Origin of the sequence: Mesorhizobium sp. M0189, from assembly GCF_040322135.1 — a bacterium.
GTDB lineage: Bacteria > Pseudomonadota > Alphaproteobacteria > Rhizobiales > Rhizobiaceae > Mesorhizobium.
This window is the reverse complement of sequence record NZ_JAMYSW010000043.1, coordinates 1-15893: the sequence shown is the minus strand read 5'-3', so window position 1 is coordinate 15893 and position 15893 is coordinate 1. Positions and strand designations below refer to the sequence as shown.

Genomic DNA, 15893 nt, shown 5'->3' with positions numbered 1-15893 from the left:
CGCCGTGTGCCCGCCGCTCCGCTAAACACGGGGGCTGCGCGGCGGACACGCCGACGTCACAGCTACTGCCACGCCATTTTTGCAGAACTTGACGCACACAACTAATTGGCAGTTTGTGGTGACCAGATATACTATGTCCCTATCTGAACAGTTCTGTCCGAATTTCCGCAGGTCGCAGAAACAAAACAGCTTGGCCGACGTTCGCCTGATCAGGATCGCGCAGCCAGGAAGATGAAATGGGCGATCCGGAACAGATTTTGCGGAACAGCTCCGCGAGCGCATCAGAGAAAAGGCCGCCGGTCACCGCAACGAACGCGCCGGCCTTCAACTGGTTCGGATGGCGATCGAACAGACATGTCCAGCTGGCGTCCTGCCGAGCGAGGAAGCCGTTTTGCCCGTCCATGAGGGAGAAGCGCTTGCCAAGGCCATCATTGAAACCGTCAAGAGGCTAACCGCTCAGTCGGCCACTCCGTCGTTGAGATGAACGATCGCGTCGAGGATCGCCTAATGAACGCTGCCGGTGTCTTCCTCAATCTCGGTGCTGCTGATGCCTGGCGGCTTGGCGTCTTCGAACGGCTTATGCGTTAACTCGCTCATCGGAATCAAACGTGGGCACAGACGTTTCGGGCGGGTCGAACCCTATCCACTTTACAAGGAGTTCGTCCCGCGGGCGCTCATGGCGAACTAGATTGTGACGCGCATTAGGCTGCTTCTTCTCGGTATCCTGCAGCTTATATTTGCCAGAGTTGGACAGCGCAAGATTTCCAAGTCCGAAGCGGCCCAGCGAGGAACAAGGTCCGGATCCAGGGCTTCGGTACCTGAAGGAGCCTCACATGGGCGAGGACAGGTCAGACGAGCGATTGAAGGATTTCAGGCGAAGTTCCTAGCCAAGGAAACTGGCATAACGGAGACTCAAGCGCGCGAGCTGATTGAAATGATCGGAACTGACCACGCGTCATTGCTACGCGAGGCGCGCTTACTAAAGACCGGCCAAAAACCGCCAGGATAGAAGCTACGCTTCGGCTCTCAATTCAAAAAGGCCCGCCAGCAGAAGCCAGCGGGCAAGGGGTAGACTGTCCGGGTTGGGGTCAGCCCCCCAGTTTGGGATAAAAGTCTTCTGTGACATGCGCATCGGCCGAACAGATGAGCATCTCCGCCCTTTCGGAGAAGTTACGGGAATGATGGAAGCCCAACCGATCCATTGGGATCTGTCAATCGCCTACCGTCCAAGCGGCTGTCGGGAAGCCGACAGAAGTTCTTCCTCGTCCACTAGCCCGGCCATGTAATTTGCAATGATCCGGGACGCGAGCGCTTGACGTTGATGCTCAGATTGAGCGTCGACCTTCAACCGATCGAAAACGCGGCCCAGCAGCGCCATCTCGGATGGCTTGAAAACACCAGCATTTTCGGCTTTTCGATGTATCGGCATGACAAACCCCCTTCGCCACAGGATTTTGTCCGTGCAGAATTACCATACACCTAAATCGCCCCCGGGTTCCTGAAACCGCAGGCGCGGAAAACGACAGAAGCTCTAAAGGGTTTCGACCGGTCAGGTCATCCCCCGTCGCTATCGCTCGCGACCAGACGGTAGCGGAAGTTGTTGCGGATCTGGTCGTTCAAATAGCGGCCCTTAGCGAACGCGGCCCAAACGCGGCAAAGGTCTCCGGCGGTACGTCTCCGAGCGAAATCGCACGCGAACCACTTCTCAGCCGAATTTACCTTCGAAACGGACTGTTGGGATGTTCATGATGCGCTGTCGCGCGAACCCGATTTCGTCCTCCTCGATGTCCGCAGCCCTTCGATGTTCGCCCAAGGTCATATCCCCGGGGCCATCAACTTGCCCCATGGCAAGATTGTCCGCTCAAAGCTGGAGCGCTGGTCCGACCAAATCGTATTCGTCACCTACTGCGCCGGCCCTCATTGCAACGGTGCCGACCGGGGGGCGCTTCGCCTTGCGGAGCTCGGTCGCCCGGTGAAGATCATGGCTGGCGGCGTTACGGTTGGCTCAATGAAGGCTTCGAGTTGGCGAAAGATTCAGACACGTGACCATTGCGATCCGAGTTGCATCGCCAGGCGATGCCGCTCGGCTTCATGAACTGATTGTGGAGCTTGCTACGTTCGAACGGAGCGCCGCATCTTGCACTGTCCGAACTGGAGAACCTTCTTCGAGACCCGGTCAAACTCCTCGTTGCCGAGCGCGATAAACAATTATTGGGCTATTCCGCCATTAGCCATCGATCAAAGGGATCTAACTTCGGCGAGCCGTCTTGATTACGCAATCGTTTTCCAACAAACAGCGGCTTCCCAAGCGGCTGACGCCTGAGCGGCAATGTCATGGGCGGCTTCTTCGAGACCAGCCGCATAGCCATGAACAACACATGTCCTGCGCCCGACGAGCCGCGACCACGCTGCCCTACATCGGGCAACGCCGTCCGGCGGCATCGCGGCAAGGTCGATCCTGGTTCCCGTCTCGGCTTGCAGGAGGTCGATTGACGAACGCCAGCCTGGCGGTACGCGGAGTTCGTGAGAAAGCTTAACGTCAGCGACATCGACATCGAAAATGCGATCATCGAGCGAAAGGTGCAAACGTCGCTCCGCTGACGCTTCAAAGCCAAGCCCGCGCACCGTCGTCCTGTCGCTCCCAACCGGCGGTTGGTGGACGCGTTGCCGCTGTTGCGCTTAGGTTGGTTACGGTCCGCGCTCACTTGGCAAGCCCAACCCCCGCATCCCCCCGCCTGGTGCAAAGCGTTTGATCGGTCCCGCCGTTCTGGCAGTGCGGCGGGTTGCGGTCCAGGTGGAACATCGGCGCGCGGGGAAGGCGCGGTGCACGCAGCACCCTTTTCTCATCCAACGTGCGGCGCGCTGAAGGGTCTCAACGTCGGTCTGCCGCCGGAGCTCAACTAGCTGGACTATTGCTCGACCGGAAGCGGCTCGTGCTGCGGCTCAGCGTGGTGGAACACCTGTCCAAGATCGCGCGCGTCGAACGTTTGGCCGCAGACTGGGCAGTAGACAAAGTGCTTCGACTCGTCCTCTACCGGCCCGTCATGCGGCCTGCCCTCATAGCCTGTCGCGATGTTGTCGGTTCTAATCCGGGGCAACGACAAGTGCCTTTCGTCGTTTTGGCGGCCGATATTTCTCCATTAGCCGGACCTTGTCACGGTCGACCGTGACCAGCGGCCACAGGTCGATCGTCACGGTGTCCTCGTCGATGCGAGTGACCTCGCCTTTCAGGTCGATTTGCTGGCCTCGGTTCACCTTGATGTGGTCGATGATGGAATGTGGGAAGTCGTAACCTGGGATCGAGACGCTTACGCGGTCCTCTGTTATCCGCCTTCGAACCGTGGCAGTAATCGACACCTGGTCACCAATGCCTATTCTCCGAGCCATGCCATGGATTCTGGTGCGGGCAGTGTCTTCTTCAAGAGACTTCTAGTATACGCCGGCCATCCTAAGGCTGACCTACGACCAGAGTTACAAAAGTTGAACTTCATCGGGGAACACTCCTTCTGTCTGCCTGTTCGATTTGCCAGGCGCATCCCGCGCATTCAGACAGGAGAAGGAAGATGAAACGCATCCTTTTGGCTTCGGCCGTCCTGGCGCTGTCGGCCGGGCTTTCCTTTGCCCAGACGACCAGCGGAACTTCGAGCGGAACCTCGACGAGCGGAACCTCGACCACGACAACCATGCCCAGTACGACGGGTCAGGGCACCGGCACGACGAGCAGCGGGACCAACATGTCCGGCGATCAGGGCACCGACACGACCACCACCAGCGGCACCACAAATCCGAACTCGGCCAGAGACTGCGCGCCCGGCCAGCAGACTGGCAGCGCTCAGCAGGCTGCGCCAGGTCAGCAGGACACGACCGCCAACACCGCCGCGCCAGGCCAGGTGAAAAAGACGGACGAAGGTTGCTGATTGGCACATCGGCACAGGTTGGAATCACCAGCGTGTGGCTGGCCAGTCTCCCCGACCACCGCGTGAACTCAACTCGGCTGGCGAGCAAGTTGCCGCCAGCCGAGCATCAGTCTATGAACCTTTGCGCTTGCTTGTGCTTTCAGTGGGGCACGCCTCGCTTCTGTTTGCTTTCGGTCAGATAGATACGCGATCGCCTCTACTCTAGCGCTGAACAGACCTGATGGCGCGCTGATCCACAGACATTCGCCAAAAGCCCGCGTCTCTGGATTGAGGAGACGCGGGCCGGATCGGAGTCAGCCGATCGTGCAGCAATATCGTATGGAGGATGTACTGCGTGCACCGAACCTTGCCCGCACCCCGGTGTTCCACCTGGAGCGCAAAAAATCCCGCCGCACACTGCCAGGGCGGCGGGACCGATCAAGCGCCTTTGCACCAGGCAGGGACTTCGGGGGTGGGCTTTGCGAGGTGCGCGCGGACCGAAAGCGAACTTAGGGCAACAGCGGCGACGCGTCCACCAACCGCCGGTTGGAGCGACAGGACGATTGAGACACCGGCAGGTCAGGTCATCCCGGGTCGCTATGGGTCGCAACCAGATGGTAGCGGAAATTGTTGCGGATATGGTCGTTGAAATAGCGGCCCTCGGCGAATGCCGCCCGGAAAGCGGCAAAAGTTTCCGGCGGTACCCCCTCAAACTCGCACCGCTTACCGCTGGCCACGAACCAGACCGAGAGGATCCTTCTGTCGGGATCGTATTCCGTTTTGCGTATCGATATGGAGGGCATGACGGCGGCTCGATTCGAAAAGCAATCAACGAGCGGAGAGGCCGTCGCGTTCCTTGCGAACGTGATGGTGCGGTGAGGCACGAGGCTCAATGCGGAGCGCCAGCGGCCGCGATCAGCGCCTCCTCAAGAAACCGCTTCAGCTTCGCCGAGCGCTGGGAGTTTCATCTGCTTGCCGTTCTTACTTGCCCGGGACGACAGACGGCGGTCGCGGTATGCCATGCGGGGCGCTTCAATACGTCGCCGCGTGGGATGGCGAGGAGGCGGGCCAGTGCCAGTTGGACCTTGTAATGGAACGCGCAGCGGCGAGCAGGTGTGGTTGATCGGCGCGTCTCGCGTCCATGGCCCGTTTTCCTTGCGCCGATCTTCCGCCATCTTGGCCTTCACCCGCATTGCTGAGGATCTTCGTGAGGTGAATTGAGATCCGCTACGTCGCTGATCCTCTGGGACTGTCAAGGGCCGTTCGGCGGGCTTTGCTCCGGAACAATGTCTTCTTCCGAAAGTTTTTCCTTAAGTAGCAAAGGAGATTCGAAATGTCAGAAAGTCGGGAATGGTTTGTCCAATGGCTTAGAGACGCTCATGCCATGGAAGAGCAGGCAGAGACGATGTTGAACGGGCAGTTGAGTCGTATCGAGAATTATCCCGAACTGAGCGACCGAATCCGACAGCACCTCGACGAGACTAAGCAGCAGGCTGCCCGGCTGAAGACTTGTCTCGATCAGATGGACGAGGGTTCATCCACGATGAAGGATGCTGGCGGCAAGCTGACGGCGATGGCGCAATCGCTGAGCGGCGTCTTCGCTGGAGACGAGGTGATGAAAGGATCGCTGGCGAGCTACACGTTCGAGCACATGGAAATCGCCTCCTACACGATCCTGATTGCCGCTGCTCGATCGCTCGGCGAAACCGAGGTTCTTCGGGCTTGCGAAGAGAACCTGCGAGAGGAAGTCGCGATGGCGGATTGGCTGAAAACCCATCTTGCCTCAACGACCGAGCAGTTCCTTGCGCGGGCCGAAGCGGACAGCGACAGCGCCAAGCGGTGATCGGTGGGAACGTAGCGATCTTGAAGTGAGGGATCGGCGCGGAAGCTGGTTAACACCGGCTCCGATGTCGACGAGCGAGCTCCGCGGCTTGGAACTGAATAGGAGCGGCGGCGGACGGCAACGATCGAGGATGCCCATCGATCATTGCCGCCAAGGGAACATAGCGAAAATTGCTTGTAGGCGTTGCCGTAGCATCAAAGCGCGCTCGATACCTGCTTCCGGCGTCGGCATTCTTCGAATTTACCGGAACGACGTACCTGAAGGCGAAAGATCGATTTCAGCTCCACGCTCCTCGTTTGTGGCCATCGCCGGACCGAGAGGAAGTCCGCCGCTCCGCTAACACGTGGCTGGACGGGGCGCGCCAAGGTCATCGCTGACTGTCAAACCATTTCTGCAGAATTTGACGCACACAATACCGATCCGAGGCCAACTGGGAGTGCATACCAGCTTGGAACTGTGCGGAACCGTACGAAGTCGATTGCAAACAACCAACCTGGTTGGCCGGGCATTAATTTAGCAAAGCGTCAATTAGGGAAAGCATCGGGAGGAAGACCATGCTGCACGTTAACATGCCTCGCGAATTTGAGGTTGGCGATGAGGTTTCACTAGCAGGTACCGTCATCACGATTCTCCCCAGCGGGCGCGCCAGGGTGAGCATTCCCTCGTATGACCATCCTTATACGATTGATCCGCCACCCAAAAGTCCGGGCCGGAGACCGAGTGGTTCTTGTTGGGGACGTCACCCGCATCGATCGCGGAGCAAACAAACTCACTGTGCGGATTGACTGCGACGGGGTGATCACGGTCGACAAGTCGGCGATCACTCGGCTGAGAAAGCACCGCCGGACTTCAGCGGGTTGACACTACGGCGATACAACGGCCACGCTTGTCGGCGTAGGGAAGATGCAAGCGCACTTTGAACAGCCCAAGGGCGCGGCGCTGTCCAGCCGGATAATGGGCGGACGAACGGATAAGCCGGAGTTCGACGGCTAGCAAGTCCGATATGCGCCTATCGCGACCCCGCTTCACCTGCCGTCCAGCCGTTCGCGCATTCGCGATCGTCGCTCTCAACAGGCGGCGCGCCCGGCCAGGACGTCTCGCATGGGCGCGCTGTCGAAGGAGGCGCCCAGCAACATTTCGGGTGAAGGCCGCGGGCATCCGATCGATCGTAACCTTTCTCTGCAATGATCGCCTTGTCGCCGGCGATGGGCCTCCGGCTCTTACGCATTATGGAGATCACATGTTGGTCCCGGCACCCACAAGGAAGCCCGGAACGGGTGAAGTACAATTGTCGGTAAGCGCAAGGCGACGACAATCAGCGGCCCCGCTAACAATCGTGGTTGCGCCTTTGGGCATCATGGTTCAGACCGCTGGCGGATTAGAACTCTGCTGGCTTTGCGATCGGCTCATCGCTGCCGACAATCGGTGACCTATATAAAGGGGCATGTCCACACGCCGAAAAATCAATGCAACAGCGAAACTGATTGGAGAGTGGCCTTTAACCCCGGCTGCAACGCTTGGATCGTCCGTCAGAGCGAGGGGTATTTTCCTTGAAATACGCGCCCGCCTTCCAACGGAGTTCAGGAAACTGCTCCATATCGAGTCCCGCGTGCTTACCCTGCGCCTGTCTGAGGGCACCGAGAATGATGTGCAGGTGGTATTCGGGATCGTATCCAATGCACTGCAGAATATCGAAGACCTGCCCGTAATCCCCCGTGAAATCGAGGACATTCTGACGATCTCGACGGCCGAACGGCACCGCTGGCTGAAAGATGGTCGCTTGCAGAGCGCCGGGACGAAAACGGTGAAACTCCGCGGGCGGGCAAGGAACATCACCTTTCACGTGTTCGACCCGCAGCACGTGGAGGATGTGCTTGACCGCGACCTGGTTACGGTCTGGCGCGAACAGGACGCAGCGACAGCTGCAGAGAATAGGCGGCGAGCCGCGGGGAAGGCGGCTATGAAGCGTGCTCAAAGAAGCGGCCGCGGAACTGCAGCTTCAGTTGGCTATGGCCCCGATGAGAACTCGCACTCCAGTTTGCGCGGCTGGGAAGATTTTGAGAATGACGGACTCCTGCGCTGATAGGCCGGGCGCACAAGCAGGTTAGGACGTTTGCCTGCGCCGTGCGAGATGCGCAAGGAGGGCCGTCAAACGCATCGCGTTCAGGACCCGCTTCGCAGGGACACCGCCCTTGCGCGCCATCTCGACCCCCCAATGCATGTGGTCGAGCTCGCGGATCGAGTGAGCGTCCGGATTGATGCTGAAGATGCAGCCCTGATCGAGTGCCTTTTGATGCCAGCGCCAGTCGAGGTCGAGTCGCCAAGGATGTGCGTTGATTTCGACAGCGACGCCGTGTTTTGCACACGCTTTGAGGACTTTGTCGACGTCGAGATCATAACCGGGCCGGCGCAACAGCTGGCGACCGGTCATGTGCCCGAGGATTGTCGTCCGAGGATTTCCGATCGCCTCAATGATACGCTCCGTCTGTTCCTTCTTGGGCAACTTGAAGCGGCTGTGCACGCTCGCGACGACGAAATCGAACTGCTCCAAGATATGATTCGGGTAATCGAGCGAGCCATCCGCCAAGATGTCCGCCTCGATGCCCTTCAGTATGCGAAATTTTCCATTGTATGCCTTGTTCAGCCGGTCAGCTTCGCGGTGCTGTTCAGCAATCTCCTGCAACGAAAGGCCGCCTGCGTAGTGAGCGGACTGCGAATGATCGGCGACACCATAGTATTCGAAACCGCGCTTGCGCGTGGCTTCAGCCATTGGCTCAAGCGTTTCGGTGCCATCGGATGCGGTCGTGTGAGAATGCAGGATGCCATGCAGATCTTCATCCCGAATGAGGGCGGGTAGCTTCTGCTTTGCCGCTCGCTCAATCTCGTCCCTGCCTTCGCGCAATTCAGGTTCGATAAACTGCAAGTCTAGAGCTTGGTAGATTTCTTCTTCTGTCGCTGACGCGATCAGCTTTCTCCCGCGATGAAGCCCGTCGGCATTTAGGGTGAACCCCTTGTCGGCCGCGAACGTCTTCAGTTGCTCGAGGTGGTCTGCCGAACCGGTTGCCTCGAGCATGCGCGCGCCAAAGTGCTTCCTGTCCGTGACAACAAGCCTCAGGGTCGTATCCTCGATTCCAGTCGATTTTCTGGCCTGCGCTACCAGGGCGAAATCGGAAACGAGCTCGCAACCGCGCCGGAAGTCGCCTGCAATTTCGACGCGCGAAAACTCTGGATGCTCTTGCTTCACTGATATGACCGCATGTTCGAGAAGAGCGGCGGCCTTGTGCAGGTGAAGTTGCGTTTCGCCGCTTCGCACGATGGCCAGGTTCTGCAGGAGCTTTGTCTGAAGCGCGGCGCCGAGGCCTTTGACTGGGCGTATGCGGTCTTCTCTTGCTGCGGCCTCGAGCTCCGCCAGCGAGTTCACGCCGAGCGCCTGATGAAGCTTCAGTATCTTATCGGGACGAAGCCCGGGTATGGCAAACAGCTCCATCACGCCCGCTGGAACATCCTCGCGCAGCTTCTCAAGGCTTGGGTGCGTGCCGGTTTGGTAAAGCTTGGTCACGATGTCTGCGATCGCTTCACCGATCCCCGGGATCTTGGTGAGGGCGCCGGCGGCGATGATCCGATCAAGCGGCTGCGACAGCGCCGTCAGACTGTCTGCCGCGCGCAAGTACGCCTTTATGCGATAGGGATTGTCGCCGCGCATAGACGCCCGTTGTGCGTATTCCCTCAAAAGACTGGCGACGGTCCTCGGATTGATTTTTGCCATGGCTTCAGCCAAACGGAGGCCGATCTCCGCAGGTTCCAATCAGGCAAGGCCATGAGCGCCGCGTTGCCCTTTAAATCCCGGCTTTACTGCCTCTTCACGTACGCTACAGATTGGGCAAGGATTGGTCAGCGCGACCCCATCCAGCCAGAGCTTTGGAGGCTGCGCGTTTCTTTAATTCAGGAGCATCGCCCACGTGGAAATGAGAGGGCGCATCTATTGTCTTCATCTCCGCCCACGTGATCGGTGCCGCGACAGGAGCGCCCGGACGTGATCTCGCGCTGTAGGGCATGATCGCGGTCGCCCCGCGCTGATTGCGTAGATAGTCCACAAAGATGCGACCCTTGCGGCGCCTCTTTGACAACACGGCCGTGAAATGGGCCGGATCGCTCCGGGCGACCGCCTGCGCCAGGCGAGACGCAAAGTCCTTCACCTCTGGCCACTCGGCGCCAGGGGTGAGCGGCGCGATGACGTGCACTCCTTTGCCTCCCGTCAACATCGGGAAAGTCGTAAGCCCCAGCGATTTAAGGATAGCGCGGAACTGAAAGGCAGCGGCGCGGACGGCCTCAAAATCGAGGCCTTCATCGGGGTCGAGGTCGAAAACGAGGCGGTCAGCCTTTTCGACATCCTCGATCCGAGCCCCCCATCCATGCAGCTCGATCGTTCCCATCTGGACGCAAGTCATCAGTCCGTCGGCATCGTCGACATAGAGATATGGTTCCTCGTGCCCGTCCTTCTCCGTGATGCCGACGTGGTGGACTTTGTCGCCAAAGCTGCCGGCGTCGTGTTTTTGGAAGAAGCACTTCTTCGCGCGGCCCTGTGGGCATCGAACCAGACTGATCGGCCGGCTGCCAACCCAAGGAAGCATGATCGCCGCGACCGCTGCGTAATGGTCGGCGAGCTGTCCCTTGGTGATGTTGGACTCCGGATAGATGACGCGGTCACGGTTACTTATCGCGATGGCGGTTGTCGCAGACGCGGCGAGATCGGCTGCATGACGTTCAGTCTCGAGCACGACCGCCTCCGGCTTCTTGTCTTCGCGGAGACCAAGATAGCTCGGATGTCGTAACGTCCCTTCATTTGTCATTTCGGTGAAGGCAATCTCAGCGACCAGTTTCGGACGGAGCCAGTGTGCGCCGCGCACTTCGGCGCGTGGTGCGTCGACGGTGGCGGCCTTCTGCTCAAGCGGCGCCATGATCTTCAAGAGACGAAGAAGTTCAGCGGTATCGAAGCCGGTGCCGACTTTCCCGGCGTAACGCAGCTTGCCGCGGTCATGAACGCCAAGGATCAAGGACCGAAACGCGCGGACCTTGTCGGACGGCGTCCAGCCGACAATCACAAATTCCTGCCGCCTGATGCATTTGATCTTCAGCCAGCTTGCGCCGCGGGCCGCCACATAACTCGAATCCGCGAGCTTTGAGATGACGCCCTCAAGGCCGGCTGCGCAGAAGCGATCGAGCAGCTCTTCTCCGCGGCCGAGGATATGGTCGGAGTAACGAAGGACGGGATCTTTCGCAGGCAAGATCGCCTCCAGCTTCGCCTTGCGCTCAACAAGAGGAAGCCTTGTCAGATCTTCGCCGTCGAGCTGCAGCAGATCGAACGCATAAAAGTCGATAGTCGCCGGGGCACCCTTCAATGCATTTTGAAGCGCTTGGAAGTTAGATCTTCCTTCCGCATCGACAACCGCGGCCTCGCCGTCAATCAGGGCGGAGCGCACCTTGAGCTTGCGAGCCTCGGAGAGGATCGAGGGAAAACGGCTAGACCAGTCCAGGCCAGATCGTGTGTAGGCTCGCGCCTCGCCACCGCCGACGGCAACGAGAATACGGTAGCCGTCGTATTTCATCTCATGGATCCAACGATCGCCGGCAGGGACCGTGTCCACGAGCGTTGCGAGCTGGACCGGCCGGAAAGCGGGCGGCGCTAAAGTGAGCTCGTCACGAGCGGGCGACTTCGCTTGACTAGCGCTCGACGCATTGATTGCCTTACGCGACGTTGGCTTGACCACTCTGACCTAAACCATACTCAGAGACGAAACAGCGTTATCCGCCGTCCAACGCGCGACTACTTCTTTAGTTTCGCTTCCGACCGTGTTGAGCTTTTCGCGATCATTGCCGACCCGCTTGATTAGCGCCTCGGACTGAGGCCGTGCTTCCTGCCTCCGGCCCTTCCATTCCCGATTTTCGCGCACAGCTCACAGGCGATAATCAAGAGCAGGAACGTGCCCTCAACGCCGCCACAGCGATATCCGCATAGCGCCGTCGGGTCAGCTCCACCTCCTCTATTGGAAGATCGTCAAGGATTCCTTCGCGGCGGTCGCGGAGCACGGTCTCTAGGAAGCACACCTTCAAGGAGTCACCGAGGTAAAGAACGCCAAAACCGGTTGGCGTAAAGACGGCGTCGAGGATCGCTGAACCGGCTCGGCGACTTCCCGTACCCCAATGGATCAGGATAGGTGCTCCAGTAGATCCGACCGAACGTCCGACCCCGCGGTATGGTCTCGATTTCGAGCTTTGCGGCTGCGAAATCGGGTGGAGGTGGAACGCCGGGCATTCAGTCGAAATCGCCCCTGGCCATGCCTTCCGCCGCGGCCAACACCGAGGCGTCATCACCTTGCTGAAGGGCTCGAAGGCCCGTCCGCCCATCGAGGGTGCCATGGCGCGACGCCAGAAACCGATAGACGGCCCAGGCACTGTTGCCCAACATGGCATGCAGCGCCGGCAATGCGCCGAAGGGACGACCGTCCTTGTCGAGTTGCCAGACAGGAAAGCGGAAACCGCGTTTGGCGCCATCGATCCCGAGCACCTGCCCGCTTTGCCGCTTGGCGTTGACCGTCACCCGCGATGTGCCGAGCAGCTTGGCAAAGGCATCCGCGCTCAGCATGCCCTCGCCGGCGACAATTTCGGCAACACGCTTGCGGCCACGCGCGCGCGCTCCGGCAAGAGCCGCCTCAAGTTCGGCATCGGGCATGCCCGTGTCCTCGACGGGAAAGGTGTCGTCTGAAGCGATCGGTTGCTCTTCGACTGGCGTGATCGTCTGCGCATCAGCCGCCGGATCGACCTCTACCCGGAACGATACGCGGTGGCCGATCTTCCGGCTGCGTGCGATCGCTTCCTGATAGCGTTCGAGCAATACCTTCTTGAAGTCTGCCTGTGCCGGAAGCTTTGTGGTGAAGCTCAGGGTGGCGACTCCCGCATGCGACGCGGACCCGCTATGATTGCTTGGTTTTGGAGCGGCCATGAAGAACCTCCTGCTGTCACCAATATGGTTACAGATCGCAAGTTCGTCAAGTTGGATAACTTCGTAAGGGAGAGAACCTTGCGTTGCGGACTACACAATTCCCCACGCTCGAAACCTTCCTCTGCCCGTCATCTCGCGCAGCCCGAGCTCGCCGACCAGATTGAGCGCCCCCTGTTTTGTCACTTTTAGCCGCTCCTGGATCATGCCTGCCGAGACGAGTGGCCGCGACAGCACGAGTTCGACCTCGGACAGTTTGGAGCTGGTGCGGCGGTCGCGGAGTTTTCGCTCCATCTGGCCTTTTGCCAGCACCAGCCGATCGTGTTCCTTCAGGCCGACCAGCGCGGCGTCGTGGATAGCATAAAGGCAGGCCAGCAACCGGTCCGACCGGTTGCGCGCCCGCCGCCGCTCGCGCGGGATGTTTTTGGCACCGAGATCAAGCAGGCCAGATGGTTGGCGGCAAGGCCTTCCTGCCGCAGCAGCGCGGCAACAAGCAGCGGCCCGAGCCAAACTCCATGCTGAAGCACCTCGATGTCCGCCCAGGCTTCGAGCAGGATCGCCGCGCGCAACACCGCCGGCAACTCCCGCGTTTCCGCGATAACGTCCTGCCATTCGGCCAGCCGTTCTTCTTCATTCCAGTCAAGATCGTAGATCAGGCCGTTTTGCGGCTCCGGCCGGTGACGAAGTGACATCTCCTCTCTTCGAGCAGGCACGTCGGCGCCGCTCAGAATCTTCGACGAGCGTGCCAGGACAGCATCGATCTCGGCAAACTCCTCAGCCAGAAGCTCGTCCTCAATATCGTCCCGAACATCGGCTTCAACGACGCTGTTTCCACCCCCCTGCCCTTCCCGGTTTTTTTGTTCCGCCTCCGACATGGCGCCACCCCGGCCGGTCAGGGCCAAAAAACCGTCACGGCTGAGCGCCCAGTCCGGCTTCTGCGAAAAAATTCGCCGGCGGGTTCGCAGCACAGCATGGGCCCGGGTGAGCTCATGGGTCGGCGTCCGAATGTCCATATGGGCGTCGTGCAGGACCAGGTCCTCAAGATGGGCGAGCTCGCCCTCGATCCACAGCGCGGCGGCTGCGTCGGCGAAGTGCTGGCGCTCGACAAAACCGTCGCGGACGGGGGAACGCGCCAGTCGCTCATCAAGCCGCGCCAAAGCCTCGGTCGCCTTCGCGACGGGCGCGATGAGGGTGTCGAGGGACAAAAGACCGATGTCGTAAGCCATTGTTTTCATGATGCCTGATTCGCGTTAGTCAAGCTATCCGGCTGTTAAGTTGACTTGCAGGGGATTTTCTCTGGCGGCTTTTTCACTATCGATAATGACCTCTTATCGATACTTAATCGTTACACTCAGGCAGCCCAGTTCCAAGTTCGTTTGCTTTCTCCCTCCGAGCCCACGATGCGGCGATCCCTTCGCAGGTCAGAAGCAGCAACTGGTATACTGCTCGTTGCGCAAGCTCCGGCAAACTCGCAACCCGGGCGCCCCGCGGCGTGGTCGTTGCGCAGTTAAGATCATAGACGACCGCGCGACTTCCCCCTCGCGTGCTAGGCACCTGCGGCTTCCTTCATGCGCGCCAGATGCTCCACGGCAGATCTGTTCAGCGCACTTGTGCAGTGCCGTCCGTTCTCCCAGCCAGACGAGCGCTTCCTCACTGATCCAGTAATGTTTGGAATAGCGGGCCTTAACACAGTGAAGACGGTTGACGAGGAAAGCGAAACCGACGGGTGCGCGTAGGCCGTCTTCCATGATCGCGGAATTACCTGAATCACCAAGTTCGGTACTATCCACCGCGGCGGACCCCAACCCGCCCGGCCGGCGCCTATTCAGGCAAACTACCCCAACGCCCCCCCAGCGGCGCCGGCCACCTTCCCCGCTAGGCGAGCGCTTCAGTTCCTCGGCAGCTTGTGGATCTCCAACCTGACCGGGCCGCCTCTGTCACAGCTCGTACAGAACAGGGCCCTTTCGACCGTGCTGAACAGCGCATCTTTGCCATAGCGCCGGACCAGGCCAGCGGCCTTCACCTCGGCATGATGTGAGCAGTTTTTGCACCAGGCGCGCAGCGTGTGCCATTCGCGCAGATCGCCAAGCGATACGAAAGCGCCACTTCGACATTGCCCCTGATGGCATTGGAGGGGCACATCCGATGCGCCGCCGATACAAGCGATCTATGCGCGACATCCGCTGTCGGGCCGCGGCGCCGAGGACGATTCGATCCAAAGGGCGTACCAGCGCTCTATTCTTCGCTATCGGGGGTGACGGCGCTGAGGGAAGCCAATCAGGCGGCAGCCTTCAGCCGACCACCCTGCTTGCCTATGACGCCGAGATTGAGGGCATATTTGATAGCCGGGATGAGGACGCCCTGAAAGCTGAAGGGATGGATCCCGCCGCCCTTGCCCACATGACTTGCAAAGGCCCTGTCATGGGCGTCGAACACCATCTCCTGCGTCTCGCGCGGATAGGCCCTGACGAACATCATGCGGCTGTGGCAGAGCCGGACATGGGCGACCTTCACGGTCACCGTCACGCCGTTGATCAGGACGATCTCGTGGCTCCAGTCGAACTGGTAGGCCTCGCCCGGCGCGAAGAACAGCGGCACATAGGCGTCCGCCGTCGCCGACCCCTGCGCCTTCGCCCAGCTCTTCGCGTGGCGGCGGACGGCGTCATAGCCACCCTCGTAGCCGAGACCAAAGCTCTTCGTAAATCCGGATCAGTGTCAGTTGCTCGCGCGCCGCCTTGCCACGGTTGCCATTCAAAAACCCGTCGAGCTGATCCTGCCACGGACCGATCTTCGGCTTGGGCTGCCGGTCGCGTTCGTAGGAGAACGATGTCTCATTGGATCTGAGAATCTTGCGGACGGTGTTCCGCGACACAGGCAACTCGCGGCAAATCCGCTTGAGCGACCATCCCTTCACATGGAAGGCGCGCCGAACCCGGGCAATCGTATCCACCGACTTCATCCCCACACCATCCGCTCGCCACGACGAGCCGATGGTCGCAAATCAAAGCATCAGGGGGGGGCAAAATTGGACGCCGATTCCCCGGCTTATGGGGTCAATTTTGGCTCTGACGCACTTTTGGTGATGATTGAACCTTAACCAGCACCGATGACGCGGGCCTGAAGCAGGTCGAGCTTTCCTCGGCCGTACATTTGGCGT

The 15893-nt window shown here is 59.9% G+C and carries 12 protein-coding genes and 5 pseudogenes; 5 read left to right on the top strand and 12 right to left on the bottom strand.

The window, feature by feature from the left end; genetic code table 11:
* Window positions 1-139 precede the first annotated feature (139 nt).
* Together NKJ09_RS31900 and NKJ09_RS31895 are read right to left on the bottom strand one after the other, a co-directional pair.
* Window positions 140-403: a hypothetical protein gene (locus tag NKJ09_RS31900; protein WP_352496200.1), complete on the bottom strand. Its 264-nt coding sequence runs from the start codon at window positions 401-403 to the stop codon at window positions 140-142.
* 816 nt (window positions 404-1219) lie between these two features.
* Complete coding sequence (locus NKJ09_RS31895) at window positions 1220-1429, bottom strand: hypothetical protein (protein WP_352496201.1); 210 nt, start codon at window positions 1427-1429, stop codon at window positions 1220-1222.
* A gap of 372 nt (window positions 1430-1801) precedes the next feature.
* Here NKJ09_RS31895 and NKJ09_RS31890 point away from each other — a divergent pair, with 372 nt between their 5' ends.
* On the top strand, window positions 1802-2095 hold the full coding sequence (locus tag NKJ09_RS31890) for a rhodanese-like domain-containing protein (RefSeq protein WP_352496202.1): 294 nt from the start codon (window positions 1802-1804) through the stop codon (window positions 2093-2095).
* A 176-nt stretch (window positions 2096-2271) separates the two neighbouring features.
* On the opposite strand, the pseudogene NKJ09_RS31885 reads toward NKJ09_RS31890, so the two are convergent.
* Together NKJ09_RS31885 and NKJ09_RS31880 are read right to left on the bottom strand one after the other, a co-directional pair.
* Window positions 2272-2508, bottom strand: a pseudogene (locus NKJ09_RS31885) (aminoglycoside phosphotransferase); the annotation flags it as partial.
* A 576-nt stretch (window positions 2509-3084) separates the two neighbouring features.
* Window positions 3085-3387, bottom strand: a complete 303-nt coding sequence (locus NKJ09_RS31880; RefSeq protein ID WP_352516129.1) for a KOW domain-containing RNA-binding protein — start codon at window positions 3385-3387, stop codon at window positions 3085-3087.
* Between the two features lie 176 nt (window positions 3388-3563).
* Between NKJ09_RS31880 and NKJ09_RS31875 the strand changes: the two genes are divergently transcribed.
* Window positions 3564-3917 carry a hypothetical protein gene (locus tag NKJ09_RS31875; protein ID WP_352496204.1) on the top strand — a complete coding sequence of 118 codons (354 nt, stop codon included), beginning with the start codon at window positions 3564-3566 and terminating at the stop codon, window positions 3915-3917.
* A 563-nt stretch (window positions 3918-4480) separates the two neighbouring features.
* Here NKJ09_RS31875 and NKJ09_RS31870 read toward each other — a convergent pair.
* Window positions 4481-4699 (bottom strand): KTSC domain-containing protein, encoded by a 219-nt coding sequence (locus tag NKJ09_RS31870; protein ID WP_352764717.1) that lies wholly within the window; start codon window positions 4697-4699, stop codon window positions 4481-4483.
* A 530-nt stretch (window positions 4700-5229) separates the two neighbouring features.
* Here NKJ09_RS31870 and NKJ09_RS31865 point away from each other — a divergent pair.
* Both NKJ09_RS31865 and NKJ09_RS31860 read left to right on the top strand, forming a co-directional pair.
* Window positions 5230-5739 carry a ferritin-like domain-containing protein gene (locus NKJ09_RS31865; RefSeq protein WP_352483325.1) on the top strand — a complete coding sequence of 170 codons (510 nt, stop codon included), beginning with the start codon at window positions 5230-5232 and terminating at the stop codon, window positions 5737-5739.
* 1444 nt (window positions 5740-7183) lie between these two features.
* Window positions 7184-7822 carry a hypothetical protein gene (locus tag NKJ09_RS31860; protein ID WP_352496206.1) on the top strand — a complete coding sequence of 213 codons (639 nt, stop codon included), beginning with the start codon at window positions 7184-7186 and terminating at the stop codon, window positions 7820-7822.
* A 21-nt stretch (window positions 7823-7843) separates the two neighbouring features.
* On the opposite strand, the gene NKJ09_RS31855 is transcribed toward NKJ09_RS31860, so the two are convergent.
* The 6 genes and pseudogenes from NKJ09_RS31855 to NKJ09_RS31830 all read right to left on the bottom strand — a co-directional run.
* A complete protein-coding gene (locus tag NKJ09_RS31855; RefSeq protein ID WP_352516132.1) occupies window positions 7844-9505 on the bottom strand; it encodes a DNA polymerase/3'-5' exonuclease PolX in 1662 nt (553 codons plus the stop codon).
* A 103-nt stretch (window positions 9506-9608) separates the two neighbouring features.
* Window positions 9609-11507, bottom strand: coding sequence for a DNA ligase D (ligD, locus tag NKJ09_RS31850; protein WP_352496208.1), 1899 nt, complete (start codon window positions 11505-11507; stop codon window positions 9609-9611).
* A gap of 199 nt (window positions 11508-11706) precedes the next feature.
* Window positions 11707-12108: an RES domain-containing protein gene (locus tag NKJ09_RS31845; protein ID WP_352516130.1), complete on the bottom strand. Its 402-nt coding sequence runs from the start codon at window positions 12106-12108 to the stop codon at window positions 11707-11709.
* Window positions 12053-12739: an XRE family transcriptional regulator gene (locus NKJ09_RS31840; protein ID WP_352496210.1), complete on the bottom strand. Its 687-nt coding sequence runs from the start codon at window positions 12737-12739 to the stop codon at window positions 12053-12055. The genes NKJ09_RS31845 and NKJ09_RS31840 overlap by 56 nt, the downstream gene beginning before the upstream one ends.
* Before the next feature lie 90 nt (window positions 12740-12829).
* A pseudogene (locus NKJ09_RS31835) lies at window positions 12830-13971 on the bottom strand (RHE_PE00001 family protein).
* Between the two features lie 311 nt (window positions 13972-14282).
* A pseudogene (locus NKJ09_RS31830) lies at window positions 14283-14424 on the bottom strand (nucleotidyltransferase); the annotation flags it as partial.
* A 468-nt stretch (window positions 14425-14892) separates the two neighbouring features.
* On the opposite strand from NKJ09_RS31830, the pseudogene NKJ09_RS31825 reads away from it, so the two are divergent.
* Window positions 14893-15142: pseudogene (locus tag NKJ09_RS31825) on the top strand (RES domain-containing protein); the annotation flags it as partial.
* On the opposite strand, the pseudogene istA reads toward NKJ09_RS31825, so the two are convergent.
* Window positions 15143-15695: pseudogene (istA, locus tag NKJ09_RS31820) on the bottom strand (IS21 family transposase); the annotation flags it as partial.
* Window positions 15696-15893: the final 198 nt, after the last annotated feature.